This is a genomic window from Caulobacter hibisci (assembly GCF_016135805.1).
GTDB lineage: Bacteria > Pseudomonadota > Alphaproteobacteria > Caulobacterales > Caulobacteraceae > Caulobacter > Caulobacter hibisci.
Genome location: NZ_JADWOX010000003.1, coordinates 292,387 through 316,612, shown reverse-complemented (window position 1 = coordinate 316,612; position 24,226 = coordinate 292,387). Strand labels below are relative to the sequence as shown.

The 24,226-nt window shown below is 69.0% G+C and carries 27 protein-coding genes; 13 read left to right on the top strand and 14 right to left on the bottom strand.

Features of this window, described 5'->3' with window-relative positions; genetic code table 11:
- Positions 1–49: 49 nt before the first annotated feature.
- Positions 50–646, bottom strand: coding sequence for a DUF4142 domain-containing protein (locus tag I4Q42_RS07590; RefSeq protein WP_198575447.1), 597 nt, complete (start codon positions 644–646; stop codon positions 50–52).
- Between the two features lie 116 nt (positions 647–762).
- Here I4Q42_RS07590 and I4Q42_RS07585 point away from each other — a divergent pair, with 116 nt between their 5' ends.
- Positions 763–1,959 (top strand): CaiB/BaiF CoA transferase family protein, encoded by a 1,197-nt coding sequence (locus I4Q42_RS07585; protein WP_198575446.1) that lies wholly within the window; start codon positions 763–765, stop codon positions 1,957–1,959.
- Between the two features lie 139 nt (positions 1,960–2,098).
- Here I4Q42_RS07585 and I4Q42_RS07580 read toward each other — a convergent pair whose 3' ends face one another.
- Positions 2,099–3,151: an aldo/keto reductase gene (locus tag I4Q42_RS07580; protein ID WP_198575445.1), complete on the bottom strand. Its 1,053-nt coding sequence runs from the start codon at positions 3,149–3,151 to the stop codon at positions 2,099–2,101.
- Positions 3,152–3,368: 217 nt separating this feature from the next.
- Between I4Q42_RS07580 and I4Q42_RS07575 the strand changes: the two genes are divergently transcribed.
- Entirely contained in the window at positions 3,369–4,115 is a 747-nt protein-coding gene (locus tag I4Q42_RS07575) for a Bax inhibitor-1/YccA family protein (RefSeq protein WP_198575444.1), read from the top strand.
- Between the two features lie 64 nt (positions 4,116–4,179).
- Here I4Q42_RS07575 and I4Q42_RS07570 read toward each other — a convergent pair whose 3' ends face one another.
- The 3 genes from I4Q42_RS07570 to acnA all read right to left on the bottom strand — a co-directional run bounded on the left by I4Q42_RS07570 (position 4,180) and on the right by acnA (position 8,826).
- A complete protein-coding gene (locus I4Q42_RS07570) occupies positions 4,180–4,509 on the bottom strand; it encodes a DUF2794 domain-containing protein (protein WP_198575443.1) in 330 nt (109 codons plus the stop codon).
- Between the two features lie 728 nt (positions 4,510–5,237).
- Positions 5,238–5,945, bottom strand: coding sequence for a DUF1223 domain-containing protein (locus tag I4Q42_RS07565; RefSeq protein ID WP_198575442.1), 708 nt, complete (start codon positions 5,943–5,945; stop codon positions 5,238–5,240).
- A gap of 193 nt (positions 5,946–6,138) precedes the next feature.
- The gene (acnA, locus tag I4Q42_RS07560) at positions 6,139–8,826 is read right to left on the bottom strand and encodes an aconitate hydratase AcnA (RefSeq protein ID WP_198575441.1); all 2,688 of its coding nucleotides are present in this window, start codon (positions 8,824–8,826) and stop codon (positions 6,139–6,141) included.
- 181 nt (positions 8,827–9,007) lie between these two features.
- On the opposite strand from acnA, the gene ccmA reads away from it, so the two are divergent.
- Both ccmA and ccmB read left to right on the top strand, forming a co-directional pair.
- Positions 9,008–9,625 (top strand): heme ABC exporter ATP-binding protein CcmA, encoded by a 618-nt coding sequence (gene ccmA / locus I4Q42_RS07555; protein ID WP_198575440.1) that lies wholly within the window; start codon positions 9,008–9,010, stop codon positions 9,623–9,625.
- A complete protein-coding gene (gene ccmB, locus I4Q42_RS07550) occupies positions 9,622–10,287 on the top strand; it encodes a heme exporter protein CcmB (protein ID WP_198575439.1) in 666 nt (221 codons plus the stop codon). Before ccmA ends, ccmB begins: the two co-directional genes overlap by 4 nt.
- A 182-nt stretch (positions 10,288–10,469) precedes the next feature.
- On the opposite strand, the gene I4Q42_RS07545 is transcribed toward ccmB, so the two are convergent.
- A complete protein-coding gene (locus I4Q42_RS07545; protein ID WP_332873038.1) occupies positions 10,470–10,976 on the bottom strand; it encodes a surface-adhesin E family protein in 507 nt (168 codons plus the stop codon).
- A 114-nt stretch (positions 10,977–11,090) separates the two neighbouring features.
- Here I4Q42_RS07545 and I4Q42_RS07540 point away from each other — a divergent pair, with 114 nt between their 5' ends.
- The gene (locus I4Q42_RS07540) at positions 11,091–11,597 is read left to right on the top strand and encodes a hypothetical protein (RefSeq protein ID WP_198575438.1); all 507 of its coding nucleotides are present in this window, start codon (positions 11,091–11,093) and stop codon (positions 11,595–11,597) included.
- Positions 11,598–11,744: 147 nt separating this feature from the next.
- On the opposite strand, the gene I4Q42_RS07535 is transcribed toward I4Q42_RS07540, so the two are convergent.
- Positions 11,745–12,638, bottom strand: a complete 894-nt coding sequence (locus I4Q42_RS07535) for a DMT family transporter (RefSeq protein WP_198575437.1) — start codon at positions 12,636–12,638, stop codon at positions 11,745–11,747.
- Between the two features lie 276 nt (positions 12,639–12,914).
- Here I4Q42_RS07535 and I4Q42_RS07530 point away from each other — a divergent pair, with 276 nt between their 5' ends.
- The 5 genes from I4Q42_RS07530 (at position 12,915) to I4Q42_RS07510 (ending at position 15,372) form a co-directional block, all read left to right on the top strand.
- Positions 12,915–13,532: a Spy/CpxP family protein refolding chaperone gene (locus tag I4Q42_RS07530; RefSeq protein ID WP_198575436.1), complete on the top strand. Its 618-nt coding sequence runs from the start codon at positions 12,915–12,917 to the stop codon at positions 13,530–13,532.
- A gap of 49 nt (positions 13,533–13,581) precedes the next feature.
- Positions 13,582–14,328: a heme ABC transporter permease CcmC gene (ccmC, locus tag I4Q42_RS07525; protein WP_198575435.1), complete on the top strand. Its 747-nt coding sequence runs from the start codon at positions 13,582–13,584 to the stop codon at positions 14,326–14,328.
- Between the two features lie 4 nt (positions 14,329–14,332).
- Entirely contained in the window at positions 14,333–14,500 is a 168-nt protein-coding gene (gene ccmD, locus I4Q42_RS07520) for a heme exporter protein CcmD (protein ID WP_198575434.1), read from the top strand.
- Positions 14,497–15,009, top strand: a complete 513-nt coding sequence (locus I4Q42_RS07515) for a DsbE family thiol:disulfide interchange protein (RefSeq protein WP_198575433.1) — start codon at positions 14,497–14,499, stop codon at positions 15,007–15,009. The genes ccmD and I4Q42_RS07515 overlap by 4 nt, the downstream gene beginning before the upstream one ends.
- 78 nt (positions 15,010–15,087) lie before the next feature.
- Positions 15,088–15,372, top strand: a complete 285-nt coding sequence (locus I4Q42_RS07510) for a hypothetical protein (protein WP_198575432.1) — start codon at positions 15,088–15,090, stop codon at positions 15,370–15,372.
- 186 nt (positions 15,373–15,558) lie between these two features.
- Here the strand turns inward: I4Q42_RS07510 and I4Q42_RS07505 are convergent, their stop codons facing one another.
- The 3 genes from I4Q42_RS07505 to ftsY all read right to left on the bottom strand — a co-directional run bounded on the left by I4Q42_RS07505 (position 15,559) and on the right by ftsY (position 17,800).
- Positions 15,559–16,128: a MarR family winged helix-turn-helix transcriptional regulator gene (locus I4Q42_RS07505; RefSeq protein WP_198575431.1), complete on the bottom strand. Its 570-nt coding sequence runs from the start codon at positions 16,126–16,128 to the stop codon at positions 15,559–15,561.
- Between the two features lie 93 nt (positions 16,129–16,221).
- A complete protein-coding gene (locus tag I4Q42_RS07500; protein ID WP_198575430.1) occupies positions 16,222–16,854 on the bottom strand; it encodes an inner membrane-spanning protein YciB in 633 nt (210 codons plus the stop codon).
- A gap of 4 nt (positions 16,855–16,858) precedes the next feature.
- Positions 16,859–17,800, bottom strand: a complete 942-nt coding sequence (ftsY, locus tag I4Q42_RS07495; RefSeq protein WP_198575429.1) for a signal recognition particle-docking protein FtsY — start codon at positions 17,798–17,800, stop codon at positions 16,859–16,861.
- Between the two features lie 106 nt (positions 17,801–17,906).
- Between ftsY and I4Q42_RS07490 the strand changes: the two genes are divergently transcribed.
- Entirely contained in the window at positions 17,907–18,536 is a 630-nt protein-coding gene (locus I4Q42_RS07490; protein WP_198575428.1) for a trimeric intracellular cation channel family protein, read from the top strand.
- A 188-nt stretch (positions 18,537–18,724) separates the two neighbouring features.
- Here I4Q42_RS07490 and I4Q42_RS07485 read toward each other — a convergent pair whose 3' ends face one another.
- The 4 genes from I4Q42_RS07485 to dapF are packed head-to-tail and all read right to left on the bottom strand — an operon-like array spanning position 18,725 to position 22,696.
- Positions 18,725–19,681, bottom strand: a complete 957-nt coding sequence (locus I4Q42_RS07485) for an endonuclease/exonuclease/phosphatase family protein (protein ID WP_332873040.1) — start codon at positions 19,679–19,681, stop codon at positions 18,725–18,727.
- Positions 19,682–19,686: 5 nt separating this feature from the next.
- On the bottom strand, positions 19,687–21,018 hold the full coding sequence (gene mtaB / locus I4Q42_RS07480) for a tRNA (N(6)-L-threonylcarbamoyladenosine(37)-C(2))-methylthiotransferase MtaB (protein ID WP_198575427.1): 1,332 nt from the start codon (positions 21,016–21,018) through the stop codon (positions 19,687–19,689).
- A complete protein-coding gene (locus I4Q42_RS07475; protein WP_198575426.1) occupies positions 21,015–21,845 on the bottom strand; it encodes an SDR family NAD(P)-dependent oxidoreductase in 831 nt (276 codons plus the stop codon). The genes mtaB and I4Q42_RS07475 overlap by 4 nt, the downstream gene beginning before the upstream one ends.
- Entirely contained in the window at positions 21,842–22,696 is an 855-nt protein-coding gene (gene dapF / locus I4Q42_RS07470; RefSeq protein ID WP_198575425.1) for a diaminopimelate epimerase, read from the bottom strand. Before dapF ends, I4Q42_RS07475 begins: the two co-directional genes overlap by 4 nt.
- A 59-nt stretch (positions 22,697–22,755) precedes the next feature.
- Here dapF and I4Q42_RS07465 point away from each other — a divergent pair, with 59 nt between their 5' ends.
- Both I4Q42_RS07465 and I4Q42_RS07460 read left to right on the top strand, forming a co-directional pair.
- On the top strand, positions 22,756–23,355 hold the full coding sequence (locus tag I4Q42_RS07465) for a hypothetical protein (protein WP_198575424.1): 600 nt from the start codon (positions 22,756–22,758) through the stop codon (positions 23,353–23,355).
- Complete coding sequence (locus tag I4Q42_RS07460) at positions 23,348–24,124, top strand: potassium channel family protein (RefSeq protein ID WP_198575423.1); 777 nt, start codon at positions 23,348–23,350, stop codon at positions 24,122–24,124. The genes I4Q42_RS07465 and I4Q42_RS07460 overlap by 8 nt, the downstream gene beginning before the upstream one ends.
- The last annotated feature ends 102 nt before the right edge of the window (positions 24,125–24,226 follow it).

The following is a 24,226-nucleotide window of genomic DNA, read 5'->3' as shown; positions in this document are numbered from 1 at the left end:
CCCCGGCCTTTCGACCGGGGGATTTCCGTATTCAGACTAGATCCGAACCCTACTTCAGGCCGTTCTTCAGGCCCTCGGCTTCGTTCAGGTGCATTTGCACCTTCGGCGCGGTCTCGGCGGCGAAGGTCTTGATGGCGGCAACATCGCCGTCCTGGGCGTAGCGCTGCAGCAGGTTCAGGGCCGCCTGGTGGGCGTCGACCTGATCGTCGGCATAGGTCTTGTCGAAGTCCTTGGCGTCGGCCTTGTTCAGGTCGTCCAGCTTGTCCTGCAGGTCCGACGGCAGGGCGGTCGGCAGGGTGATGCTGACGCCCGAGGCGGCGATGGCGGCCTTCAGCCCGGCGCTGGTGGCGGTGTGGGCGTCGATCATCGCCTGGGCGAACTTCTTGACCTCGGCGTTGGTCGAACGCTTCAGGGCGACCTTGGCGGCCTCGATCTCGAACATGTCGCTGGCGGCGGCCTTGGCGGCGAAGTCCGGAGCCTTGGCCTCGTCGGCCGGGGTCGGGACGGTGGCGGACGGATTGGCGTCCGGCGTGGCGGCCTGTTCGGCCGGGGTGGCGGCGCCCTTGGTCTCTTCGGTCTTCTGGCCGCAGGCGGCGAGGCTGAGAGCGGCGAAGGCGGCGCCGACGATGAGAAGCTTGCGGGTCATGGCTTTCTTTCCCTGCGCGTTTTTCTGGGCAAGAAGGGTCGGCGTCGCGCGTCGCCGTGTGGCAGCAAGAAGGTTCACGGCCGCGTGATGGTTCCGTGATCGGGGAGAGGAACAAAATGACCGAAGGGCCGTTGGCGGGCGTTCGCGTGATCGAGATGGGCCAGCTGATCGCCGGCCCGTTCTGCGGCCAGGTGCTGGGCGACTTCGGCGCCGAGGTCATCAAGCTGGAGGATCCCAAGACCGGCGACCCGATGCGCCAGTGGGGGCGCTCCCTGCCCAAGGGGCTGTCGCCCTGGTGGCCGGTGATCGGCCGCAACAAGAAGTCGGTGACGATCGACCTGCGCACCGACGAGGGCCGCGACATCGCCCGCGCCCTGATCGCCAAGGCCGACGTCGTGGTCGAGAACTTCCGCCCCGGCACGCTGGAGAAGTGGGGCCTGGGCTACGAGGCCATGGCCGTGATCAATCCGGGGCTGGTCATGGCCCGGGTCTCGGGCTTCGGCCAGACCGGGCCCTATTCGAAGCGGGCCGGCTACGCCCTGGTCGGCGAGGCCATGGGCGGCCTGCGCCACATCACCGGCGAGCCCGACCGCAATCCCGCCCGCGCCGGCATCTCGATCGGCGACAGCCTGTCGGGCCTCAACGCCGCCCTCGGGGTGATGATGGCCCTCCACGCCCGCCAGCGCACCGGCAAGGGCCAGGTGGTCGACGCGGCGATCTATGAGAGCGTGCTGACGGTGATGGAGAACCTGGTCACCGAATACGACCTCACGGGCTACATCCGCGAGCGCTCGGGCGCCGTGCTGCCCGGAATCGCCCCGTCCAACGTCTATCCGACCCGCTCGGGCGAACTCGTCCTGATCGGCGCCAACCAGGACACCCTGTTCAAGCGGCTGTGCGAGCTGATGGGCCGGCCGGACCTCGCCGACGACCCCCGCTACCGCGACCACGCCGCTCGCGGGATCAACCAGGCCGAGCTCGACGCCCGCATCGCCGCCTGGACCCTGGACCAGGACATCGACGACCTGCTGCCGAAGCTCGAGACGGCCGGCCTGGCCTGCGGCCGCATCTACCGCGCGCCCGACATGCTGGCCGACCCGCAGTTCCAGGCCCGCGACTCGATCGTCTCGGTGCCCCACCCGGTGTTCGGCCAGGTAAAGATGCAGAACGCCTTCCCCCGCCTGACCGACACCCCCGGCGGGGTGCGATGGCCGGGCCCGACGCTGGGCGAGCATACCGAGGCGGTGCTGGCGGAGGTGGCCGGGCTGGCGGCGGACAAGGTGGCGGAATTGAAGGCGCGCGGGGTGGTTTAAGGGATCCTCCCCCTGTGGGGGAGGTGGCCCGGAGGGCCGGAGGGGGGACGTTTTCAGCTTATGAGGCTTCGACCGATCTCCCCCCACCGATCGCTACGCGATCGCCTACCCCAGAGGGGGAGGTTCAAGCCCCGCTAGATCACGGGCAAGGATTCGGCCGCGTCGCGTGGATGGCGTTGACGGCCGTCTCCAGCTCTTCGGTCCAATCCACGTCGAAGGCGTCGATGTCGGTCTTCAGCTGGTCCAGGCTCGTCGCGCCGATAATGGTGGCGGTGACGAAGGGGCGGGCGTCGACGAACTTCAGGGCCAGCTGGGCCGGGTCCAGGCCGTGCCGGCGGGCAAGATCCACATAGGCCGTGAAGGCCTCCAGCGCGCCGGGGCCCTCATAGCGCTGCATGCGGTTGTAGAGGGCCTTGCGCGAGCCTTCCGGCAACTGGCCGCCCAGATACTTGCCGGTCAGCTGGCCCTGGGCCAGGGGCGAATAGGCCAGCAGGCCCACCTGCTCGCGCATGGCGATCTCGGCCAGGCCGAACTCGAACACCCGGTTGGCCAGGTGATAGGCGTTCTGGATCGAGGCGATGCGCGGAAGACCCTTGGCCTCGCTCTCGGCCAGGAACTTCATCACGCCCCAGGGGAACTCGTTGGAGACGCCCAGGGCCCGGATCGTCCCCTTCTTCACATGGACGTCCAGCGCCTCGAGGATGTCGCCGAAGCGCTGGTAGTCGTCGTCATAGTCCTTGTAGGTCTGGCCGCCGAACACCCGCACGGCGCGGTCGGGCCAGTGCAGCTGGTAGAGGTCGAGATAGTCGGTCCGCAGCCGCCTCAGCGAGCCTTCCACCGCCTCGTCGATCTGGGCCTTGGTCTGGCGGGTGGTCGCCCCGTCGGCGCGCATCCAGGAGAGGCCGCCGAAGGCCGAGCCCCGGCCGGCCACCTTCGAGGCCAGCACGATTTCAGACCGCCTCCCTGTCTTTTCCAGCCACGTGCCGATGTAGCGCTCGGTTCGCCCCTGCGTCTCCGGCGACGGCGGGCTGGCGTACATCTCGGCGGTGTCCCAGAAGGTCACGCCCCGCTCGAGCGCGTAGTCCATCTGGGCGTGGGCTTCTTCTTCGGTGTTCTGCGAGCCCCAGGTCATGGTGCCCAGGCAGCAACGCGAGACCTGGATGCCGGTGCGGCCGAGTTCGACGTAGTCCATGAAGATTCCTGACTGGCTTCGAGCGCCTATTTAGGACGGCCCGCGCGCCCGCGAGAACCCCAAAGGACGCGCCAACCGGAACAGACCGTGACCTTGGACATGCTTTGTTACAGTCGCTCGAGCCGGGCCGTACGGCGGCGCCTTGCGCAGGACGCCGTTCGACACGATATTTGACACGTGTCCCCCTCGGGGACGGAAACATAAAGGGCTTCCTTCGATGAACGACTTCAACCGCGACTATGCGCGCTCGATCCCGACGGATCGCGCCGACATGTCGGTTGACGCCGGGCTGCGCAGCTTCATGCTCGGCGTCTACAACAAGGTGGCGCTGGGCCTGCTGCTGTCGGCCGCCCTGGCCTTCCTGACCAGCTCGTTCCCGCCAGTGCGCGACCTCATGTTCCAGGTCAACGGCAACCGCGTCGGCTACACCCTGCTGGGCACCGTCATCGCCTTCGCTCCGCTGGGCATCCTGCTGTTCTCGGGCTTCGTGATGAAGTCGATCACCCCGCGCACCGCCGGCGTGATCTACTGGACCATCGTGTCGCTGATCGGCGCCTCGCTGGGCACCGTCATGCTGCGCTTCACCGGCGCCAGCGTCGCCTCGACCTTCCTGATCACGGCCACGGCCTTCGGCGGCCTGAGCCTGGTGGGCTACACGACCAAGAAGGACCTGTCGGCCTTCGGCAGCTTCCTGATCATCGGTCTGGTCGGCCTGATCCTGGCCTCGATCGTGTCGGTGTTCTTCCCGTCGGGCCCGCTGGTCTTCGCGATCAACGCCATCGGCGTGCTGATCTTCGCGGGCCTGATCGCCTGGGATACGCAGAACCTGAAGATGACCTACTACCAGGTCGGGGGCGACGCGGCCGCCAAGTCGGTGGCCACCAACTACGGCGCGCTGAACCTGTACCTGGACTTCATCAACCTGTTCCGCTTCCTGCTCTTCTTCCTGGGCGACCGCCGCTAAGGCCTGATCCCGGACAGACCGACGAAGCCCCGGTGGATCGCTCCACCGGGGCTTTTTCGTAGCCCTACTCGACCACCCTGAACTTGCCCTTGTCGAACAGCCGCAGCACCTGGGCCAGGTCGTGGCCGCGCTTGAGCACCACGCCGCCCTGCCCGCGCACCAGCCACTGGCCCTGCTTGCGGGAGAGCTCTGGCCACTTCTCGACGCGATAGAGCGGGGCCTCGGCGGCGTGGCGGAAGATCGAGAAGGCCGCGTGGTCGGCCGCGCCGCCCATGCCGTAATCGCGCCATTCGCCGGCCGCGACCATCCGGCCGTACAGCCGCAGCAACTGGTCGATCTCGCGCCGCTCGAAGAACACGACGCCGCCGACGGGGGAGGGAGCATCCAGGGCCATCAACGAATCCTAACCCCAAATCAGCCTTCCATGCGAGCGCGTTGGGCGAAAGTGTGAGCGGTTTCGCCCGCCAAACGCGCTTTAAGTTTTTGATTTTCTAGCCTGTTTATCGGGTTCGGCTGGCCATCCGAACCCGACAGGCTCGAGCGTCGCAAAACCGCAACATCGTTCGACGAAGTGACGATCCAAGCTCCACTAGGCCACGAAATGACCTTGTTTTGGTCCTGCGCTCGCCTGTTTGGCGGACGAAAAAGTCAGTGTCGGCTGATCGGACACCCCACGGTCCTGGATCCTGAACAGCCCCCCCAGCCCCCCTCGATCGCGGGCCGGTCGGCCGACAGACTTCCAAAGAGAACCCCTCTCTTTTCTCTGCAGAGCCCGCGCGGATTTCCCCCCTCCCGCGCGGGCTTTTGCTTGTCCGGCTTCCGGCTGTTTCCGCCCCTGCAAAGATGGCCACGAAGGCGCCGCATCCGGTCGCGAAAGGACCCCGATCGCGCCCTTCGACGGCCGTGGAGGGCGCCTAGATTGTCATGGTCGGTCGATCGGAACGCCACGCGGTCCGGGACCTGAACAGCCCCTCCAGCCCACCCGGGCCACGAGGCGCCGGTCGGCCGACAAACGCGTATTTCTAATTCCCCTCTCCCTAAAGACCCCGCTTCGCCGACCATCCCCTAGGCGAGGCGGGGTTTCTTTTGCGCGGTGCGTGGGGGAGAGAAGGAAAGCGCGCTCTAGCGGCTCTTGCCGCCCGGGGGCAGCACGCCCAGCACCCGGCCGCCCTTGGCGCCCTGGACGATCACGGCGGTGGCCAAGTCTTCGTCGGTGGCGGCGGGCAGGCGATAGATCTTGGCCCGGCCCGACCACGGACCCAGCTTGACCAGCTCGCGCACGACATTGCGGTGGACGATGGTCTGGCCGCGATTGTCGCCGCGCTTGACGGCGATCTCCTGCTTGTGCGGATCGAAGCGCACCAGCCACACCTCGCCGCCGCCGCGCGGGGCCTGGCCCGAGCCGACGGCCACGCGATTGGTCCCGACGAACTCCATGTCGGGGGCCGGCGGGCGCGTGGTGGACTCGATCAGCTTCTCGACGGTCTCGGCCTTGGCGCCCGAGGCCTGGACCTTGCCGGCCACCACCACCTGCGGCGTGGGCACGTCCCGCAGGGCGAAGGCCTTGGCATAGACACGCTGGCGCTCGGCGAAGGCCGGCTTGGCGAAGGTGTCCTTCCAGCCCAGATAGTCCCAGTAGTCGACCGAATAGGTCAGGGCCAGCACGTCCTCGCGCTCGGCCAGGTCGGCGGCCACCTGATTGGCCTTGCCGCAGGACGAACAGCCCTGGGACGTGAACAGCTCGACCAGCATGGGCGACTTGGCCGCGGCCGGGGCGGCGACGACGCTCGTCAGGACGAGGGAAACAAGGGAGATCAGAGCCGTACGCATGTGCGGCGCACTTAAGCCAAGAAACCGCTGCGTCGCCGCTCACGAGGCCGTGAAATGGCCGCTTCACCCCCGAGAAAACGCCGCCAGCGCCCCGCAGCGCCCCCGGGACGACGATGTCGGCCATCCGACAAACGAAAACGGCCGGTCCCGAAGGACCGGCCGTCTCGTTCTTCAGCCTGAAAAGGCGCTTCGCTTAGTCGGCCTTGGCCAGGTTGCGCAGCACGTAGTTCAGGACGCCGCCGTTCTTGAAGTACTCGAGCTCGGTCGGCGTATCGATGCGGCAGCGGACCGGGAAGCGGGCGATGCGGCCGTCGGTCGGGCGGTAGAGCTCGACGATCAGCTGCTTGCGCGGCGCCAGGTCCTGCAGGCCACGGATCGAGACCAGCTCTTCGCCGGTCAGTTCCAGCTTCTGCCAGCCATCGGCGATGAACTGCAGCGGCAGCACGCCCATGCCGACCAGGTTCGAGCGGTGGATGCGCTCGAAGCTTTCGGTGATCACCGCGCGGACGCCCAGGAGCTTGGTGCCCTTGGCGGCCCAGTCACGCGACGAGCCGGTGCCGTATTCCTTGCCGGCGAACACGACGGCCGGACGGCCTTCGGCCTGGTACTTCATGGCCGCGTCGTAGATCGGCATCACTTCGCCCGAGGGGAAGTGCTTGGTCACGCCGCCTTCGATCTCCGGGGTGATCTTGTTGCGGATGCGGATGTTGGCGAAGGTGCCGCGCATCATGACTTCGTGGTTGCCGCGGCGAGCGCCGTAACCGTTGAAGTCGATGGGCTCGACGCCGTTGTTGACCAGGTACTGGCCAGCCGGGCTGGACGTCTTGATCGAACCGGCCGGGCTGATGTGGTCGGTGGTGATCGAGTCGCCGAACACGGCCAGGACGCGGGCTTCCACGATGTCGGTGACCGGGGTCGGGGTCATCGACATGTTCGGGAAGTAGGGCGGGTTCTGGACGTAGGTCGACTCGCCCTCCCAGGCGTAGGTCTGGCCGCCGGTGACCTTGATGCCTTGCCAGTTCTTGTCGCCCTTGAAGACGTCGCCGTAACGGCTGGCGAACATCTTCTCGTTGATCGACTTGCGCTGCAGGGCGGCGATGTCTTCGTTCGAAGGCCAGATGTCCTTCAGGTAGACGTCGTTGCCCTTCTTGTCCTGGCCGATCGGCTGGGTGTTCAGGTCGATCTTCAGCGAGCCGGCCAGGGCGTAGGCCACCACCAGCGGCGGCGAGGCCAGGTAGTTGGCGCGCACGTCCGGGTTCACGCGGCCTTCGAAGTTGCGGTTGCCCGACAGCACCGAGCAGGCGACCAGATCGTTGTCGTTGATCGTCTTGCTGATGTTTTCCGGCAGCGGGCCCGAGTTGCCGATGCAGGTGGTGCAGCCATAACCCACGAGGTTGAAGCCGAGAGCATCGAGGTGCTTGGTCAGGCCGGCCTTGGCCAGGTAGTCGGTGACGACTTGCGAGCCGGGGGCCAGCGAGGTCTTCACCCACGGCTTGGCCTTCAGGCCCTTGGCGACCGCGTTCTTGGCCAGCAGGCCGGCGGCGATCAGGACCGAGGGGTTGGAGGTGTTGGTGCACGAGGTGATCGCGGCGATCACCACGTCGCCGTGGCCGACGTCGAAGTTCTCGCCTTCGACCGGTGCGCGCAGCTCGGGCTGTTCGGCCTTGCCGAACTCACCGACCAGCGACTCGGCGAACTTCGAAGCGGCGTCCGACAGCAGCACGCGGTCTTGCGGGCGCTTGGGGCCGGCCAGCGACGGCAGAACCGTCGACAGGTCCAGCTCCAGGGCGTCGGTGAAGGTTGGCTCGGCGACGCCGGGCTCCCACCACAGACCCTGTTCCTTGGCGTAGGCCTCGACCAGGGCGACGCGGTCGGCTTCGCGGCCGGTGCCCTTCAGGAAGGCGATGGTGGCGGCCGAGATCGGGAAGAAGCCGCAGGTGGCGCCGTATTCCGGAGCCATGTTGGCGATCGTCGCCTGGTCTTCCAGGGTCAGGTTGGCCAGGGCGTCGCCGTAGAATTCGACGAACTTGCCGACCACGCCCTTCTTGCGCAGCATCTGGGTGACGGTGAGCACCAGGTCGGTCGCGGTCGCGCCTTCCGGCATGGCGCCGGTCAGCTTGAAGCCGATGACTTCCGGGATCAGCATCGGGATCGGCTGGCCGAGCATGGCGGCTTCAGCTTCGATGCCGCCGACGCCCCAGCCCAGGACCGACAGGCCGTTGACCATGGTGGTGTGGCTGTCGGTGCCGACGACGGTGTCGGGGTAGGCCACCTCGGCGCCGTCGACCAGGGCGGTCCAGACGGTTTGCGCGAGGTATTCCAGGTTCACCTGGTGGCAGATGCCGGTGCCAGGGGGCACGACGCGGAAGTTGTTGAAGGCCGACGAACCCCAGCGCAGGAAGCGGTAGCGCTCGATGTTGCGCTCGTATTCGCGCTTCACGTTGGCGTCGTAGGCCTTGGAGTCGCCGAAGTTGTCGACCATCACCGAGTGGTCGATGACCAGGTCGACGGGGTTCAGCGGGTTGATCTTGGCCGGGTCGGCGCCGAGGGCGACCATGGCGTCGCGCATGGCGGCCAGGTCGACGACGGCGGGCACGCCCGTGAAGTCCTGCATCAGCACGCGGGCCGGGCGGAAGCTGATTTCGTGCTCGACCGAGCCCTTGTTTTCCAGCCAGTTGGCCACGGCCTTGAGGTCGGCTTCGTTGACCGAAACGCCGTCTTCGTAGCGCAGCAGGTTTTCCAGCAGCACCTTCATCGAGACGGGCAGCGAGCCCGTACCGGCCAGACCGGCTTCCTCGGCGGCGCGAAGGCTGTAATAGACGTAGGTCTTACCGCCGACGACGAGTTCGCGGCGGGTTTTGAGGCTGTCCACAGACGCCATTTCGAAGGATCCCTTCTCTGTCCACGGCCGCCGGAAAACCACTCCCGGGATCGCGCGATCGAGGCGGACCCACAGCGTCCATCCTCGCGCCGCGTACGCCCCATCCAAAGCGGAGGGTGACGGCCGAGCGCTTCTTAGCGCCGGTTACCCACAACGTCCATGCGCGGCGCATGGACTTGCGATGATGAGAGCCGTTCGCATAAAGGGTTTGAGCCTCGCGCGGGGCGAGCGGACCCTGTTTTCGGGGCTCGATCTGGACCTCGAAAGCGGCCAGGCGGCCGCCCTTCTGGGCCGCAATGGCGCGGGCAAGACCAGCCTGCTGCGGGCCGTCGCCGGCCTGCTGCGGCCCCAGGCCGGAACCATCGCCTTCGAAGGCCCCGACGGCGCCCCGCTGGAGGCGGAGATCGCCCGCGCCGAAGGCCTGCACCTCGCCGGCCACCACGACGGGCTGAAGACCACGCGCACCGCCTGGGAGGAGCTGCTGTTCCAGGTCCAGTGGACCGGCGGGACGGAAGCCTCGGCCCGCGCCGCCGTCGAGCGGCTGGACCTGTCGCGCCTGCTCGACCTTGAGGTCCGCCGCCTGTCGGCCGGCCAGCGCCGGCGCGTCTCCCTGGCCCGCCTGCTGGCCAGCCCCCGCTCGCTGTGGCTGCTCGACGAGCCGATGGCCCCGCTTGACGCCGCCCACCGCGCCGTGTTCGGCGAGATCCTGGCCGAGCACCTAGCCGGCGGCGGCATGCTGCTGGCCGCCGTGCACGACCCGCTGCCGATCCCGGCCCGCAGCGTGGAGGTGGGGGCATGAGAGCCTTCGCCATCCTTCTGCGCCGCGAATTGGCTCTGGCCTGGGGCCGGGGCGGCGGACCGCTGCTGGCCCTGGCCTTCTACGCCTGCGTCGTCACCCTGCTGCCGTTGGCCGCCGGCCGCGCGCCCGAGCGCCTGGCGGCCCTGGCCCCCGGCATCGCCTGGCTGGCCCTGGCGCTGTCGGCCCTGCTTTCCTTGGAAAGACTGTTCGAACGCGACTTCGAAGACGGCGCCCTGGACCTGCTGGCCCTGGGTCCCGTCCCCCTCGAGGCGGTCGCCGTGGCCAAGTGCCTGGCCCACTGGCTGGCGGCCGGCGCGCCGCTGGCCTTGGCCGCGCCCATCGCCGCCGTCGCGCTCGGCGCCTCGCCGTCGATCGCACCGCTGCTGTCCGTCTGCGCCCTGGCGGGCGGCCTGGCCTTCTCGTTCCTGGGCGGACTGGGCGCGAGCTTGGCCCTGGGAAGCCGCCGCGGCGGCCTGCTGGTGGCGGTGATCGTCCTGCCGCTCTACGCCCCGCCGGTGATCTTCGGGGCCGGCGCGCTCGACAGCCTGGCCGGCGGCCTGCCGTGGACGGGCGGCCTGCTGTTCCTCCTGGCCTACAGCGCCGCGGCCGTGGCCCTCAGCCCGCTAGCCATGGCGGCGGCGTGCAGGAACGCGCTGGACTGATCTTTACCTTCACCCCTTCAGCCGTCATCCCGGCCGAAGCGCAGCGTAGAGCCGGGACCCATGGGCCGCCGCATCGTATCGACCACCGCCAGGGCGCTTGATCCCATCTCGGAGCCCAGTCCCCTGGGTCCCGGATAAGCGCTGCGCGCTTTCCGGGATGACGAGCTTTAGGGAAGATAAAACTAAGGCGTCAAACAAGCGGCCTCGACCACCGTGGCGTCAAGCGTGCCGGCCGCGGGAGCCTGCCAGTCCTGTTCGAAGCGATAGGCGTCCTCGGCCCCTTCGAGGTTGTTGTTCGGATAGCGGAAGGCGGCGGCGTTGCGGAAGCGGCCGGCCGTGCAGTCGACCTCGACCAGCAGCTTCTCCGACCGGAATGCTGGGGCGGCGGGCGCCTCGGCCTCGGTGCGGGGCGTGCGGAACTCGTGGCGCACCCAGACCTGGCCGCGCGGCGCGAGGCCGTCGTTGCCCTTGGCGGTCTTGGCGAACATCAGGACCATCCCCTCCTCGGCCGCGGCGAAGAACGGCCAGCCGTCGGACCGCACCTTGTCGGCCCAGGGCGGCAGGGCCTTGGCCTTCTCCTGGGCGGTGACGGTGACGCCGTCGACCGAGGTCTGGGCGGCGGGTGGAACGGGCGCGGCCGCCTGGACCGCCATCAGCAGGCCCGCGGCGAAAAGCAGATGGACGTCCACGGGCAGCCTCCCAACGAGCGCGTGCGGCGCTCTTTTCTTCTTTGATGGTCACGGTAACATGGGTCTTCGAACGATCAACCGGTCGGCCAACGATCGGTGAAGGGAGCCGCCAGGATGACCAAGACCCCGCGCGCGACGCTGGCGCTGCTGGCCGCCTTCGCCCTGGCCACCCCTCTTCTGGTCGACGCCTCGGCCCAGGCGGCCCCGACCCGCAAGGAAAGCTGGGGCAAGCCGGGGATCAGCTATCTGAAGTACCGCACCGACGCGGCCGAATGCCTGCACTACGTCGAGAGCCAGGCGCCGGTGACCCTGGCCCAGGTGGACCTGACCTTCGAGATGGACCTGCCGGTCGATCCCGCCATCAGCCCCACCGGCGCGGCTCCGCCGACCACCGCCGCCCAGGCCGCCTACAGCTATGCCGACACCTTCCGGCTGAGGATGAACCGCAATTGGCGCAACGTCCGCGACCAGGCGGTCCCGGCCCTGGAGAAGTGCCTGGCCGAGCGCGGCTATTCGAAGTTCAAGCTGACCAAGGCCGAGCAGGACGAACTCAAGGACATCCGCCCCGGAACGCCCGCGCGGCAGCTCTATCTGTGGCGGCTGGGCAGCGAGGCTAGGTGAGCGAACAAGATCCTCCCCCTCTGGGGGAGGTGGCCCGGAGGGCCGGAGGGGGGCCGTTTTCAGCTTCCGCAGAGGGGGCCGGTCTTCAGAGACTTCCGCCTCCGTCGGCTTCGCCGCCACCTCCCCCTTCAGGGGGAGGATCTCGAACTACGGCGCCGGGGCCGGCGTCGCCTGCAGGCTGTCGGGAGCCGCGTGCTTTTCGCCCAGCACCGTCACGAAGCTGCCGGCGATGATCATCAGGCCGCCGACGGCCAGGGCCAGGGTCAGGTGGTCGCCGAATAGCAGAACGCCGATGCTGGCGCCCATCAGCGGCTCGATGTTGATGAACACTCCGGCGCTGGCGCTGCCGACGCGGGCCGAGCCGAACTGCCAGGCCGCCGTGGCCAGCAGGGTCGACAGCACGCCCAGGCCCAGCACCGCACTCCAGGCCATCGGCGTCAGATCGAGCTTCGGCGGGCCGTGCATGACCAGGGCGATCGGCAGCACGGTGAAGGCCGCCACGATCACGGTCACCGCCGGTATGGCCATCGGGGTCGGCGGCTTGGGCGCGCGCTTGAGCACCACCAGCCAGGCCAGGAAGATCAGCAGCGAGCCCAGCGACAGGGCCACGCCCAGCGGCGAGCCGGCCCCGTCGGGCTTGCCGGCGATCAGGGCCGCGCCCAGGGTCGCCGCGCCGACGCCCATCCACGAGGCCCGGCTGACCTTTTCGCCCATCACCTTGGCGCAGACGGCGATCAGGGCCGGCATCGCCCCGACCAGCAGGGCCGCCAGGGTGACGCTGACATGGGACAGCCCCTCGAACTGCACCATGAAGGCCACGCCGTAGAGCGCGCCCGAACCCAGCATCACCGGCGAGCGGAACAGCGCACGCGCTTCCTTGGTCCGCAGGGCGAACGGCGCGGCCACGACAGCGGCGACGGCGAAGCGCAGCAGCACCATGTGGGCGGCGTCGGTCTCGCGCAGGACCAGCTTGCCCAGCGGGAAGCCGAGTCCCCACAGCAGGCCGGCCAGGATCAGGGCGAGGAAGGCGACGCGTTTCATCGGGGGCCTCATGCCGTATTCGAACACGAAGGGATATGGCCCAGGCCGGTGACAGGAGCTGTCAGCAGGCGGCCGCGTAACATGAAATTATCGAAATGAGTCTCGGCGAGACCTTCGGGACACAGAGACAAGCCATTGATTTTTCTTCGCTTCGGATCTTCGGGGTGGAGCAGGTTTCATTCGCGTAACACGGTTCGCATCTTCGGACATTTTCGCGCCACAACCGACCTCAACCTAGGCTGCAGTTCGTATCCGCCCCCTTGGATGGAGATCCTCATGCGCCCCGCCCTCAAGACCCTCGCGCTCGCCGGCGCCGCCGCGCTCACGGCCGGCGTCGTCGCCGCCTCGGCCCAGACCGGCCAGCCGCCGGCCCCGCCCGTTCCGCCGGAAGCCCCCCAGCCGCCGCCCCCTCCGGGCGTCGATCGCCTCAATTTCCGCGGCCCGCCGCCGATGGCCATTCGCGCCCATCGCGATCCGGAAGCCCGCGCCAAGCACCTGCGCGACGTGCTGCAGCTGACCGACCGCCAGGAAGGCGCCCTGAAGGCCTATGTCGCCGCCACCGGCCCCAAGGAACGCCCCGAGCCCCGGCCGATCAAGGACGACGGCCCCGAAGCCGCCGACAAGGCCCCGCCGACCACGCTGGAGCGCCTCGATCGCCAAGCCGAGCAGCTGGCCAAGGTCTCGGCCGAGTTCAAGGCCCGCGCCGACGCCACCCGCGCCTTCTACAACGCCCTGTCGCCCAGCCAGAAGAAGGCCTTCGACATCCTCGGCCCCGAGGTCGGCGGCGGCCCCGGCGTGAGCGTGCGCCGCATCGAGACCCGCGGTCCTGGCCCGCGCGGCTTCGACGGCCGCGGCGAGCGCCGGGTGATCATCGAGCGCAAGTCGGGCTCGTAAACAACCGAGACGATTGCGGGCGTCCGTCAGCCGCTCTAATGCAAGGTTGATGGGCGCCCACAACAACAAGAACCCGTTCGACTTCCTGGCCAACCCCGAGCGGTTCATGGCCTTCTCGCGCTGGGCCGCGCCGATGTTCGGGGCGATCGCCGGCGTGCTGGCCGTCATCGGCCTGATCCTGACCTTCACGGTCCCCGAGGACTACCAGCAGGGCGACACGGTGCGGATGATGTTCATCCACGTACCCGCCGCCATCCTCGCCAGCTTCGTCTATCTGTGCCTGGGGATCGCCAGCTTCCTGGCCCTGGTCTTCCGCCACGTGCTGGCCGACGCCGCCGCCCAGGCCTGCGCCCCGCTGGGCGCGGCCTTCACCGTCCTGGCCCTGGCCACCGGCTCGCTGTGGGGCAAGCCGATGTGGGGAACCTGGTGGGTGTGGGACGCGCGCCTGACCTCGGTGCTGGTGCTGCTGCTGTTCTATCTCGGCTACCTGGCCCTGCGCGGCGCCCTCGACGACGAGCAGAAGGCCGCCCGCGCCGCCGCCATCCTGGCCCTGGTCGGCCTGATCAACCTGCCGATCGTCAAGTTCTCGGTCGACTGGTGGAACAGCCTGCACCAGGGCTCCTCGACCCTGTTCGCCAAGTCCGAGAACCGCCTGCCGGTCGTCTATGCCTGGCCGATGCTGGTGATGAGCCTCGCCTATCTGTCGGCCTTCGGCGCGCTGTGGCTGGTGCGGATCCGCGCCCTGGTCTGGCGGCGCAAGGCCCGGGCCCTGGCCCTCAAGGCGGCGGAGGCCTGACGTCATGAGTTTCGATTTCGACGCCGGCAAGTACGCCGTCTATGTCTGGCCCGCCTTCGCCCTGACGGCCGTGGTCTTCGTCTGGATGATCGCCGACAGCCTGGCCAGCGCCCGCCGCTGGCGCGCCGAGGCCGAGCGTCGTCAGGCGGACGCCAAGGGCCCGTCCAAGTGAAGCGCTGGCTGGCCTTCGCGCCGCTGATCGTCCTGGCCGCCTTGGCCGTGCTGTTCGCCGGCTATGCCCTGAAGCGCAATCCGCAGGTCAGCCCCGACGCCCTGGTCGGCAAGCCCGTCCCGACCCTGTCGCTGCCCGACCTCGACAGCGGGACGCCGGCGGCGGTCCGCCAGGCGGGCGACGGGCCGATGCTGGTCAACTTCTTCGCCTCCTGGTGCGCCCCCTGCGAGATCGAGCATCCGCAGCTGATGGCCCTGAAGGCGCGCGGCGTGCGCATCGTCGGCGTCGCCTACAAGGACGCCCCGGCCAATACCGAGGCGTTCCTTGGCCGACTGGGCGACCCGTTCGCCGCCCGCCTGGTTGATCGCGACGGCCGCGCGGGGGTGGAGTTCGGCGTCACCGGCGTGCCGGAGACCTTCATGGTCGATGCGCAAGGCATGGTCGTGGCCAAGCACACCGGCCCGCTCACGCCCGCCGATCTCGACGCCCTGGTCGCCAAACTGCGGTAAACGGCCGCGCGCCGGGCCGGTTAGATCGTCGTTAACCACACTCGCGCACGATGCATTAACCATGCTAATCTGCGCGTCATGAGCACCGTTCGCCCCACCGGTTTGCCCGCCGTCCCCGCCCGACCCTCGTCCGGCGGCGTGACTCCGGCCGGCCAGTCGCGGGCGGCCGCCTTCTTCCAGGCGGCGGTCACCGAGGCTTCCGGGACGACCGCCACGCGCCCGACCCAGTCGGCGATGAGCGCGCAGCTGCAGGCTCAGACCCAGCCGCAAGCCCAGCGCACGGCCCCCAGGACCTTCACGGCCCCGACCGAACAGCCGCAGAAGGTGCTGCGCCCCGGCTCGCTGCTGAATATCGTGGTCTAGGCTTTTCGACCCTCTCCCATAGGGAGAGGGAGGGGCCCAGGCGATAGCCTGGGAGGGTGAGGGGTTAAGGCCTCACCGATTTCGCACATTGAACGGGTGACGGGACCGCCGACGGCGTACGCCCTCACCCTCCCACGCCTACGGCGCGGGCCCCGCCCTCTCCCCACGGGAGAGGGTCGAAGACCCTCAAGCCGCCTTGCGGGCGTCCTTGTCCTTCTTGGCCTTCTTCTCTTTCTTCGGCTTGTCCGCCTTTTCGGCCTTCGGCTTCTTCACCTTCGGCTCGGCGGCCGGGGCGTGGACGTCGACGGCGGCCATCTCGGCCAGCAGGTCGAGGAAGCCGTCGCGCTTGCCGGGCTTCAGCAGCGAGAGGATGCGGGCGTCGGCGGCGCCGACCTTGGGCAGGCTCTCTTCCAGCACCAGGCGGCCGGCGTCGGTGAGGCGTACGGAGTTGGCGCGGGCGTCCTGCTCCGAGCGCTGACGTTCCAGGTGACCCTTGGCGATCATCCGGGCGACCATGTCGGCCAGGGTCGAGCGGTCGATGCCGGTGGCCTTGACCAGGCCGGTCTGGGTGACGCCCTCGTGCTCGGCCACGGCGGCTAGCACGGCGAACTGGCGCTGGGTGATGCCGCCCGCGCCGGTCTCTTCGACATAGATGTCCAGAGCGGTCTGCAGCACCCGGTGCAGCAGGTGGCTGGGCGAGCGGTCGAGCACCCCGACCTCGCGCGACGCGGTCTTGTCGGTCTTGTGCTTGGCCATGTCATCCGCCCCGTTTCCGTTGACGGACGTCCAGCTAGCACGCTTACGCGTCGGTTTGACGACAGATGGTCCGTGGGCGGCGGATTGGGCGGACTAGAAGCCCGCGTCCGGCGGCTCGGGGGTCTTCTGGTCGTCCGGCTTGGCCATGTGCTTCATGATGAAGGGCGTCTGGGTCAGCGAGAAGACGATGGCAAGAGGCAAGAGACCAATGCGGAACTTCACCCAGGTGGGGGTGTCCTGGGTCAGGCGCACCACCTCGTTGGCGATGGCGGCGAAGGCGAAATAGCCGCCGTAGCGCAGGGTCAGGGTGCGCCAGGCCGCGTCCGACATGTGCAGGGCCTCGCCCATCAGGGCCTTCAGCGGGGCGCGGTTGGTCAGCACGCCGCCGATCATGAAGGCCGCCAGGGCGCCGTTCACGACGGTGACCTTGATCTTGACGAAGACGTCGCTGTGGAACACCAGCCCCAGCACGCCGAACACCAGGGCCATCAGGCCCGAGAACAGCGGCAGCAGGGCCACCCGGCGCTCGACCGCGTAGCCGACGACGAGGGCCAGGGCCGAGGCGGCGACCAGCACCCAGGTGGCCAGCTGGAAGTCCTTGGTGGTGAAATAGGCGGCCGCGAAGGCGATCGGCGCGCCGTAGTCGACGGCGGTGCGGACCCAGGCGGTTTTCTTCTTGGCGGCTTCGGTCTTCGTGGCTTCCGGGGCCGGCGTCTGTTCGGTCACGCGCTCAGTCCTCCAGCCCGACCAGCGAGCGCGAGAAGGCGCGGGCGTCGAACGGTTGCAGGTCGTCGACGCCTTCGCCGACGCCGATCAGCTTGATCGGGCTGTCCGAGGCGCGGGCGACGGGCACCAGAACGCCGCCGCGGGCGGTGCCGTCCAGCTTGGTCATGACGATGCCCGAGACGCCGACGCTGTTGCCGAACACCTTTTCCTGGGCCAGGGCGTTGCGGCCGACGGTGGCGTCGAGCACCAGCAGGGTCTCGTGCGGGAAGTCGGGATCGACCTTCTTGACCACCCGGATGACCTTCAGGAGCTCGTCCATCAGGCCCTGCTTGTTCTGCAGGCGGCCGGCGGTGTCGATCAGCACCACGTCATAGGCCTCGGCCTTGGCGCGCTCGACGGCCTCGTAGGCCAGGGCCGCGGCGTCGGACCCGGTGGGCTTGGACATGAAGTCGGCCCCGGCCCGGTCGGCCCAGACCTTCAGCTGCTCGACGGCGGCGGCGCGGAAGGTGTCGCCAGCGGCGATCAGGACGCGGGCGCCCTTCTCGGTCAGGTCGGCGGCGATCTTGCCCAGGGTCGTGGTCTTGCCCGAGCCGTTGACGCCGATGAACAGCACCACATAGGGGCGCGGCCCGCCCAGCGGGTCGAAGCGGCCCTCGCGGTCGGCCAACTCGGCGGCGATCAGTTCGGCCAGGGCTTCCTTGATCTCGTGGTCGGTCGAGGCCTTGCCGAAGCGGGCCTTGCCGAAGGCGTCGGCGATGCGGGCAGCGATCTGCGGGCCGAGGTCGGCCTCGATCAGCATCTCCTCCAGCGCGTCGAGCTGTTCCTGGTCCAGCGGCTTCTTGGTGAAGGCGCCGGTGACCTGGTCCGTCATCGCCTGGGACGACCGGGTCAGGCCGGCCGTGAGGCGCTGGAACCAGCCTTGTTTCTGCGCGGACTTTTCGCTCATCCGCGCTCCTGTAGCGACACCGGGGGAAAAGTGAAGACGCGATTTACGATTCGCGGTTAGCGGCGAGGCGGTCGCGCTTGAACCGCGCCCATGGCATCTAACGCCCATGGACCCGCTTTCGACCGCTCTTTTCTGGCTGGACTACGCCGCCGCCGCCGTTTTCGGGGCCACCGGCGCCCTGGCCGCCGCCCGGCGCAAGCACGACATCATCACCTTCGGCTTCTTCGCCGCCATCACCGGGGTGGGCGGCGGCACGCTGCGCGACCTGTTGATCGGGGCGCCGGTGTTCTGGATCCAGCGGCCCGGCTACATCCTGGCCTGCCTGGCGGCCGCGGCCGTGGTCTGGCTGCTGGGCAAGCGCGGCTGGCGCTTCCGTGCCCTGCTGTGGCTCGACGCCCTGGGCATGGCCGCCTACGCCGTCGTCGGCACCGCCAAGGCCCTGAGCCTGGGCGTCCACCCCTTCACCGCCGTGATCATGGGCGTGCTGACCACCGCCTTCGGCGGCGTCGTGCGCGACGTCCTGGCCGAGGAGCCCAATCTCCTCCTGCGCCGCGAGATCTACATCACCGCCGCCCTGCTGGGCGCGGCCGTGTTCGCGGTGCTGCAATGGCTGAATGTCGGCTTCTGGCCGGCCGGGATCGCGGGGTTCGTCGCGGCCTTTGGTCTTAGAGCCTGCGCCATCAAGTTCGGCTGGAGCCTGCCGGGGTTCATGGGCGGGGAGGAGAAGCAATCCTGATCCTTCTCCCCTTGCGGGAGAAGGTGGCGGCGTAGCCGACGGATGAGGGGTCTCTAAGAACGCCAGCGCCGCACCCCGCCATTCAGCCGCTGCAGCGTCGACAATCATCGACCCCTCACCCGACCCGCTTCGCGGGCCACCCTCTCCCGCAAGGAGAGAGGGGACCGAGTATCGCAGTTCTCGCGCCCCTACCCCTTCGGCCTCAGCTCGAACGTCACCCGATAGCCGTCGTGATCCGACAGCACCGGCTCGCTGGCCCCGTCGAAGGTGGCTTCGACCTTGACCGGGGTGACGGCTACCCGCGCGCCGTCGAGGAAGCCGATCAGGTCCTGGGTGTCGAGCCAGGGGGCGTCGCCGTCATAGGAGATCTGGGTGTCGCAGGCGCCCGGCAGGGCGTGGCACCAGCGGCTGACCACCTCGAACGGATAGTCGGCCATCACGTAGTCGAAGCGGTCGGGGGCGTGCATGACGTTGAAGTCGCCGCCGACGATCAGCGGCGCGCCCGGCGTGCGATCCTCGCGCATGAACATCTTAAGCTCGTCGGCCTGCAGGTGGTGGGCCATGCGGTTGCGCGAGCGGGGCACGCGCGAGGCGCCCTTGGAATTGAGGTGGGTGTTGGCGATCTCGACCGGCGCGGGCAGGCCCGGCACGTTCAGCGAGACCAGCATGACGCCCTTGTTGGCCAGGCAGTCCAGGCCCGCGCAGTAGTGATAGGCGTGGGACTTCACGTCCTCGATCGGATAGTTGCTCAGCACCCACAGGCCGCTGGAGCCCCACTTGCCCAGGCCCTCGCCCCGGCGGCGATAGGCGACGCGGCGATAGTCGGGCTTCTCGCCCTTGGGCCACAGGCTGGCGTCGCGCTGTCCCTTCTTCGGACCACGCGCCACGTAGGGGTAACCGGAGCGGTCAATCAGCTCGCCGATCTCCTTTCGGAAGCCCTCTTGGATCAGGATGACGTCCGGCTCGGTCCCGGCGGCGCGCATCTTGGCCAGCTCGTCGCCGATGCGCTCGAGCGCCTTGCCGCGCTTGGTCTTCACCGGCCAGGGCAGGCCGGCCACGTTGTAGCTCATGACGCTGAAGCGGACGGCGTCGTCGGCTCGCGCGACCATAGGCGCGAGGGCCAGGACCAGGGCGGCCGTCAGCACCGTCCTCAAGCGGCGCGCTCGGCGATCACCCGGGTTCCGTCGTGGCCGGTGACACGGAAGCTGACGATCTGGCCAGCCGGCGCCTCGCCGGTAAAGGCGATCTCGGTGAAGTCCTCGGCCCGGGCCAGGCCGTCGCGCTCGACCAGGCCCGGCAGGACGCGGCCGACCTGGGACTGGAGGTGACGCTCCAGGCCGCGCTGGCCGGCCTCGCGCAGGCGCTTGGCGCGGTCCTTGATCACCGGACCCTTGACCGGCGGCATCCGCGCGGCCGGCGTGCCGGGGCGGGCGCTGTAGGGGAAGACGTGCAGGAAGGCCAGGCCCGCCTCCTCGACCAGGCGGACCGTGTTGGCGAAGGCCTCTTCCGTTTCGGTCGGGAAGCCGGCGATCAGGTCGGCGCCGAAGGCCACGTCCGGACGCACGGCCCGCACGCTGGCCACCAGGTTCAGGGCGTCGGTGCGATTGTGCCGGCGCTTCATGCGCTTGAGGATCATGTCGTCGCCGGCCTGCAAGCTCAGGTGCAGGTACGGCATCAGCCGCGGCTCTTCGGCGAACAGCTTCAGCAAGTCCGGATCGATTTCGGCCGCGTCGATCGACGACAGGCGCAGGCGCGGCAGGTCGGGAACCATCCGCAGGATCCGCCCGACCAGCTGGCCCAGGGTCGGCTCGCCCGGCAGGTCCGTGCCCCAGGACGTTACGTCGACGCCGGTCAGCACCACTTCGCGATAGCCTTCGGCGGCCAGCTTGCGGACCTGCTCCACGACCTCGCCGGCCGGGGCCGAGCGCGAGTTTCCGCGGCCATAGGGGATGATGCAGAAGGTGCAGCGATGGTCGCAGCCGTTCTGGACCTCGACATAGGCCCGGGCGCGGTCCTTGAGGCCGTCGATCAGGTGACCGGCCGTCTCCTTGACCGACATGATGTCGTTGACCCGCACGCGGGCCGTGGTCTCCATCAGCGCGCCGGGGGCGGCCTTCTCGGCGTTGCCGAGCACCAGATCCACTTCCGGCATGGCGGCGAAGGCGGCGGGATCGATCTGGGCGGCGCAGCCGGTGACGATGATCCGGGCGTCCGGGCGGGCGCGGCGGGCCTTGCGGATCGCCTGGCGGGCCTGGCGCACGGCCTCGTTGGTCACCGCGCAGGTGTTGAACACCACCGCGTCCGACAGGCCGTCGGCGGCGGCGCGGGCGCGCATGGCCTCGCTCTCATAGGCGTTCAGCCGGCAGCCGAAGGTGACGACGTCGACGCCGTTCGGGCCCGAGGCGACCACCGCCGGGCCGCCCTCTTCACCCACTGCGGGCTTGGGCGCCGGCGTGGCCTTGATGACGGTGTAGACGGTCACGGCTGGGCTATGAACGCCGCGAAGGCGTCCTTCCAGTCGTCGTGCCAGCGCGACAGGGCCGGGCGGTTCTCGATGATGTCGCCCATGGCCCAGGCCATGCGCTTCTCGTCCACGGCGCGCGACACGTCGTTGTCCGGACACAGAATGTAGAAGTCGCCGGCGGCGATGCGGGCCAGCATGAAGTGGACGACCTGCTCGGGTGTCCAGGCCGCGTCGGGCTTGCCGCCCGGGCCGCGCTTGGTCATGCCGGTGAAGGTGTAGCCGGGGATCAGCAGGTGGGCGGTAACCTGGCAGTCGACGATCTCGCGCAGGGTGTGCGCCAAGCCCTCGGTCAGGGCCTTCACCGCCGACTTGGAGACGTTGTAGGCCGTGTCGCCCGGCGGCTGGGTGATGCCCTGCTTGGAGCCGGTATTGATGATCAGGCCCGGGCGGCCGCTCTCGGCCATCTCTTCGCCGAACACCTGGACGCCGTTGATCACGCCCCACAGGTTGACGTCGAGGATGCGCTTCCAGGCGTCGTCGCCCGAAAAGGCGTCGCCGCCGCCGCCGACGCCGGCGTTGTTCATCAGCACGTCGACGGCGCCGAAGCGCTCGATCGCGATATCGCGCAGGGCCTCGACGGCGGCGCGGTCGGCGACGTCGGTCGGCACGGCCACAGCGCCGATGGCTTCGGCTTCTGCTTTGAGCTTGCGGCCCGTGACGTCGGCCATGACCACGTTGAGGCCCAGCTCGACGAAGGCCTTGGCGGCGGCCAGGCCGATGCCGTCGGCGGCGCCGGTGACGACGGCGGTCTTGCCGGGGGCGAGGGCGGGGTGCAGCTCGCTCATGCGGAGGCCAGCTCAGGCAGCTTGCCGGTGAACTCCAGGGCCACCGGGCCGGTCATGATCACGTGGCCGTCGGCCTCGCGCCATTCGATGACCAGCGGGCCGCTCTCGAACTCGACGGTGGCGGTGCGATCGGTCAGGCCGCGACGCACGGCGGCGACCTGGGCGGCGCAGGCGCCGGTGCCGCAGGCCGACGTCAGGCCAGCGCCGCGTTCCCAGACCTTCAGCTTGATGTGGTCGCGGGACACGACGTGGGCGAAGCCGACATTGACGCCTTCCGGGAACAGCGGGTGGTGCTCGACCAGGCTGCCGGTCTTCTCGGCGAACTCGTCGCTGACCGGGGCGTCGACGAAGAACACCACGTGCGGATTGCCCATCGAGACGCAGACCGGGGTGTGCACCCACGGGGCGTCGATCGGGCCGACCTGCAGCTCGACGCGGGCGGTGTCCATCTCTTCCGACAGCGGGATCTGGGTCCAGTCCAGGCGCGGCGGCCCCATGTCGACCGTGACGCGCTTGTCGCCGGCCATGACGCCCGACAGGCGCCCGGCCACGGTGTCGAAGGCCACGTCCGACTTGCCGCCCGACTGCATCAGCAGCCAGGCCACGCAGCGCGTGCCGTTGCCGCAGGCGCCGGCTTCCTCGCCGTCGGCGTTCCAGAAGCGCACATAGGCCGAAGCGCCCTCGGCCTTCGGCGGATCGATGGCGATCACCTGGTCGCAGCCGATCCCCCCATCCCCGCGTTTGGCGATCGCCCGAATCTCGTCGGCGGTCGGCGTGAAGGGCTGGCTGAGGGTCTCGATGACGACGAAGTCGTTGCCGAGGCCGTTCATCTTGAGGAAGGTGCGGCTCATGAGGCCGCTATATAGTGGAAAGCGGTGCAAAATGCACCGCAGCGGGACGACGCAGTGAGATGACGGCCAAGAACACGCGCCAACAGCTGACCCGCGCCCTGCAGGAGCGCCGCCTTATGCGCTTCCATCGGCGCTTCGAGGACGGCTGGGTCAACGGCTACGTGGTCGGGATCGGCCCCGTCTTCCTGATGCTCTGCGAGGTCAGCGACCACGTCCGCTTCAACGGTTTCGGCTGCTATCGCCTGGGCGACGTCAAGAACCTGCAGCCCGCGCCCTATCCGGAGTTCATCGAAGCGGCGCTCGAAAAGCGCGGCGAGGTCTTTCCCGAAACGCCGGCCGTGGCGCTAAACAGCGCCAGCGACATCCTGGTCACAGCCGGCCGGCTGTATGGCGTCGTCACCGTTCACGCCGCCGCCGACACGCCCGAGGCCTGCCATATCGGCGCGATCGTCAGCGTCGAGGGCGGGGTGGTCTGGATGCAGGACATCGGCCCGGACGCGGCCTGGGAGGCCCAGCCCACGGCGCGGCGGCTGGCGACCGTGACGCGGATCGACTTCGGCGGCGGCTATGAAACCGCCCTGGCCCTGGTCGGCGGTCCGCCGCCCGAGCCGGTCTTGCGCGAGCGGGCGCCGCTGCGGCTGGTCGCCGACAATGGCTGACGCTCTTCGCCTGCGCGCCCGGCTGCGGGCCCTCTATCACGGCGCCTCGCCGGCGGCGGTGCGGTTCCGCTACGCCGTGATCCTGATCGACCTGGCGATCATCGCCTTCTTCGTGGCCGCGCCGCTGATGCATCGCCACGGCATGACCTTCTACCTGATCGACTACGGGGTCGCGGCCTTCCTGGCGCTGGATCTCGTGGCCCGGGCCATCGCCCATGGCGATCTCAAGAGCTGGCTGAAGAAGCCGATCACCTGGATCGACCTGTTCGTGCTGGCCACCCTGCTGTTCCCGGCCTGGCTGTTCAACTTCGGCTTCCTGCGGGCGCTGCGGCTGTGGACCCTGGTCAACAGCGAGTTCTTCTGGCGCACCGTCGGCCGGCGCTACGACGACACCCGCATCGAGGACATCGGCCGGGCCGCCGCCAGCCTGGTGACCTTCATCTTCGTGGTCACGGGCTTCGTCTATACGAGCTTCGCCGGCCGGCACGAGGGCGTGGCCGGCTATGTCGACGCCCTCTATTTCACCGTCACCAGCCTGACCACCACCGGGTATGGCGACGTCACCCTGCCGGGGATTTGGGGCAAGCTGCTGTCGATGGCGGTGATGCTGGGCGGGGTGTCGCTGTTCATCGGCCTGATCCAGTCGATCCTGCGACCGCACAAGGTGACCTTCCCCTGCCCCGACTGCGGCCTGCGCAAGCACGACCCCGACGCGGTGCACTGCAAGGCCTGCGGCCGGATCCTGGCCATACCCGACGACGGGCTGTGAACCATTGCTCGTGATCCTCGCCCTTCGACAGGCTCAGGGTGAGGATCAAGGCGGAGGCCGTGCATTCGAAACCCTCATCCTGAGCCTGTCGAAGGACGAGGG

Excerpts from the sequence above, each read along its gene's own strand:
- acnA (WP_198575441.1), bottom strand. The coding sequence starts at position 8,826 with ATGGCGTCTGTGGACAGCCTCAAAACCCGCCGCGAACTCGTCGTCGGC.
- I4Q42_RS07465 (WP_198575424.1), top strand. The coding sequence starts at position 22,756 with ATGACGGCCAAGAACACGCGCCAACAGCTGACCCGCGCCCTGCAGGAG.
- ccmD (WP_198575434.1), top strand. The coding sequence starts at position 14,333 with ATGAGTTTCGATTTCGACGCCGGCAAGTACGCCGTCTATGTCTGGCCC.
- I4Q42_RS07510 (WP_198575432.1), top strand. The coding sequence starts at position 15,088 with ATGAGCACCGTTCGCCCCACCGGTTTGCCCGCCGTCCCCGCCCGACCC.
- I4Q42_RS07475 (WP_198575426.1), bottom strand. The coding sequence starts at position 21,845 with ATGAGCGAGCTGCACCCCGCCCTCGCCCCCGGCAAGACCGCCGTCGTC.
- I4Q42_RS07505 (WP_198575431.1), bottom strand. The coding sequence starts at position 16,128 with ATGGCCAAGCACAAGACCGACAAGACCGCGTCGCGCGAGGTCGGGGTG.
- I4Q42_RS07585 (WP_198575446.1), top strand. The coding sequence starts at position 763 with ATGACCGAAGGGCCGTTGGCGGGCGTTCGCGTGATCGAGATGGGCCAG.
- I4Q42_RS07580 (WP_198575445.1), bottom strand. The coding sequence starts at position 3,151 with ATGGACTACGTCGAACTCGGCCGCACCGGCATCCAGGTCTCGCGTTGC.
- ccmC (WP_198575435.1), top strand. The coding sequence starts at position 13,582 with ATGGGCGCCCACAACAACAAGAACCCGTTCGACTTCCTGGCCAACCCC.
- I4Q42_RS07575 (WP_198575444.1), top strand. The coding sequence starts at position 3,369 with ATGAACGACTTCAACCGCGACTATGCGCGCTCGATCCCGACGGATCGC.
- I4Q42_RS07570 (WP_198575443.1), bottom strand. The coding sequence starts at position 4,509 with ATGGCCCTGGATGCTCCCTCCCCCGTCGGCGGCGTCGTGTTCTTCGAG.
- I4Q42_RS07530 (WP_198575436.1), top strand. The coding sequence starts at position 12,915 with ATGCGCCCCGCCCTCAAGACCCTCGCGCTCGCCGGCGCCGCCGCGCTC.
- dapF (WP_198575425.1), bottom strand. The coding sequence starts at position 22,696 with ATGAGCCGCACCTTCCTCAAGATGAACGGCCTCGGCAACGACTTCGTC.
- I4Q42_RS07460 (WP_198575423.1), top strand. The coding sequence starts at position 23,348 with ATGGCTGACGCTCTTCGCCTGCGCGCCCGGCTGCGGGCCCTCTATCAC.
- ccmB (WP_198575439.1), top strand. The coding sequence starts at position 9,622 with ATGAGAGCCTTCGCCATCCTTCTGCGCCGCGAATTGGCTCTGGCCTGG.
- ftsY (WP_198575429.1), bottom strand. The coding sequence starts at position 17,800 with ATGAGCGAAAAGTCCGCGCAGAAACAAGGCTGGTTCCAGCGCCTCACG.
- I4Q42_RS07565 (WP_198575442.1), bottom strand. The coding sequence starts at position 5,945 with ATGCGTACGGCTCTGATCTCCCTTGTTTCCCTCGTCCTGACGAGCGTC.
- I4Q42_RS07590 (WP_198575447.1), bottom strand. The coding sequence starts at position 646 with ATGACCCGCAAGCTTCTCATCGTCGGCGCCGCCTTCGCCGCTCTCAGC.
- ccmA (WP_198575440.1), top strand. The coding sequence starts at position 9,008 with ATGATGAGAGCCGTTCGCATAAAGGGTTTGAGCCTCGCGCGGGGCGAG.
- I4Q42_RS07535 (WP_198575437.1), bottom strand. The coding sequence starts at position 12,638 with ATGAAACGCGTCGCCTTCCTCGCCCTGATCCTGGCCGGCCTGCTGTGG.
- I4Q42_RS07490 (WP_198575428.1), top strand. The coding sequence starts at position 17,907 with ATGGACCCGCTTTCGACCGCTCTTTTCTGGCTGGACTACGCCGCCGCC.
- I4Q42_RS07540 (WP_198575438.1), top strand. The coding sequence starts at position 11,091 with ATGACCAAGACCCCGCGCGCGACGCTGGCGCTGCTGGCCGCCTTCGCC.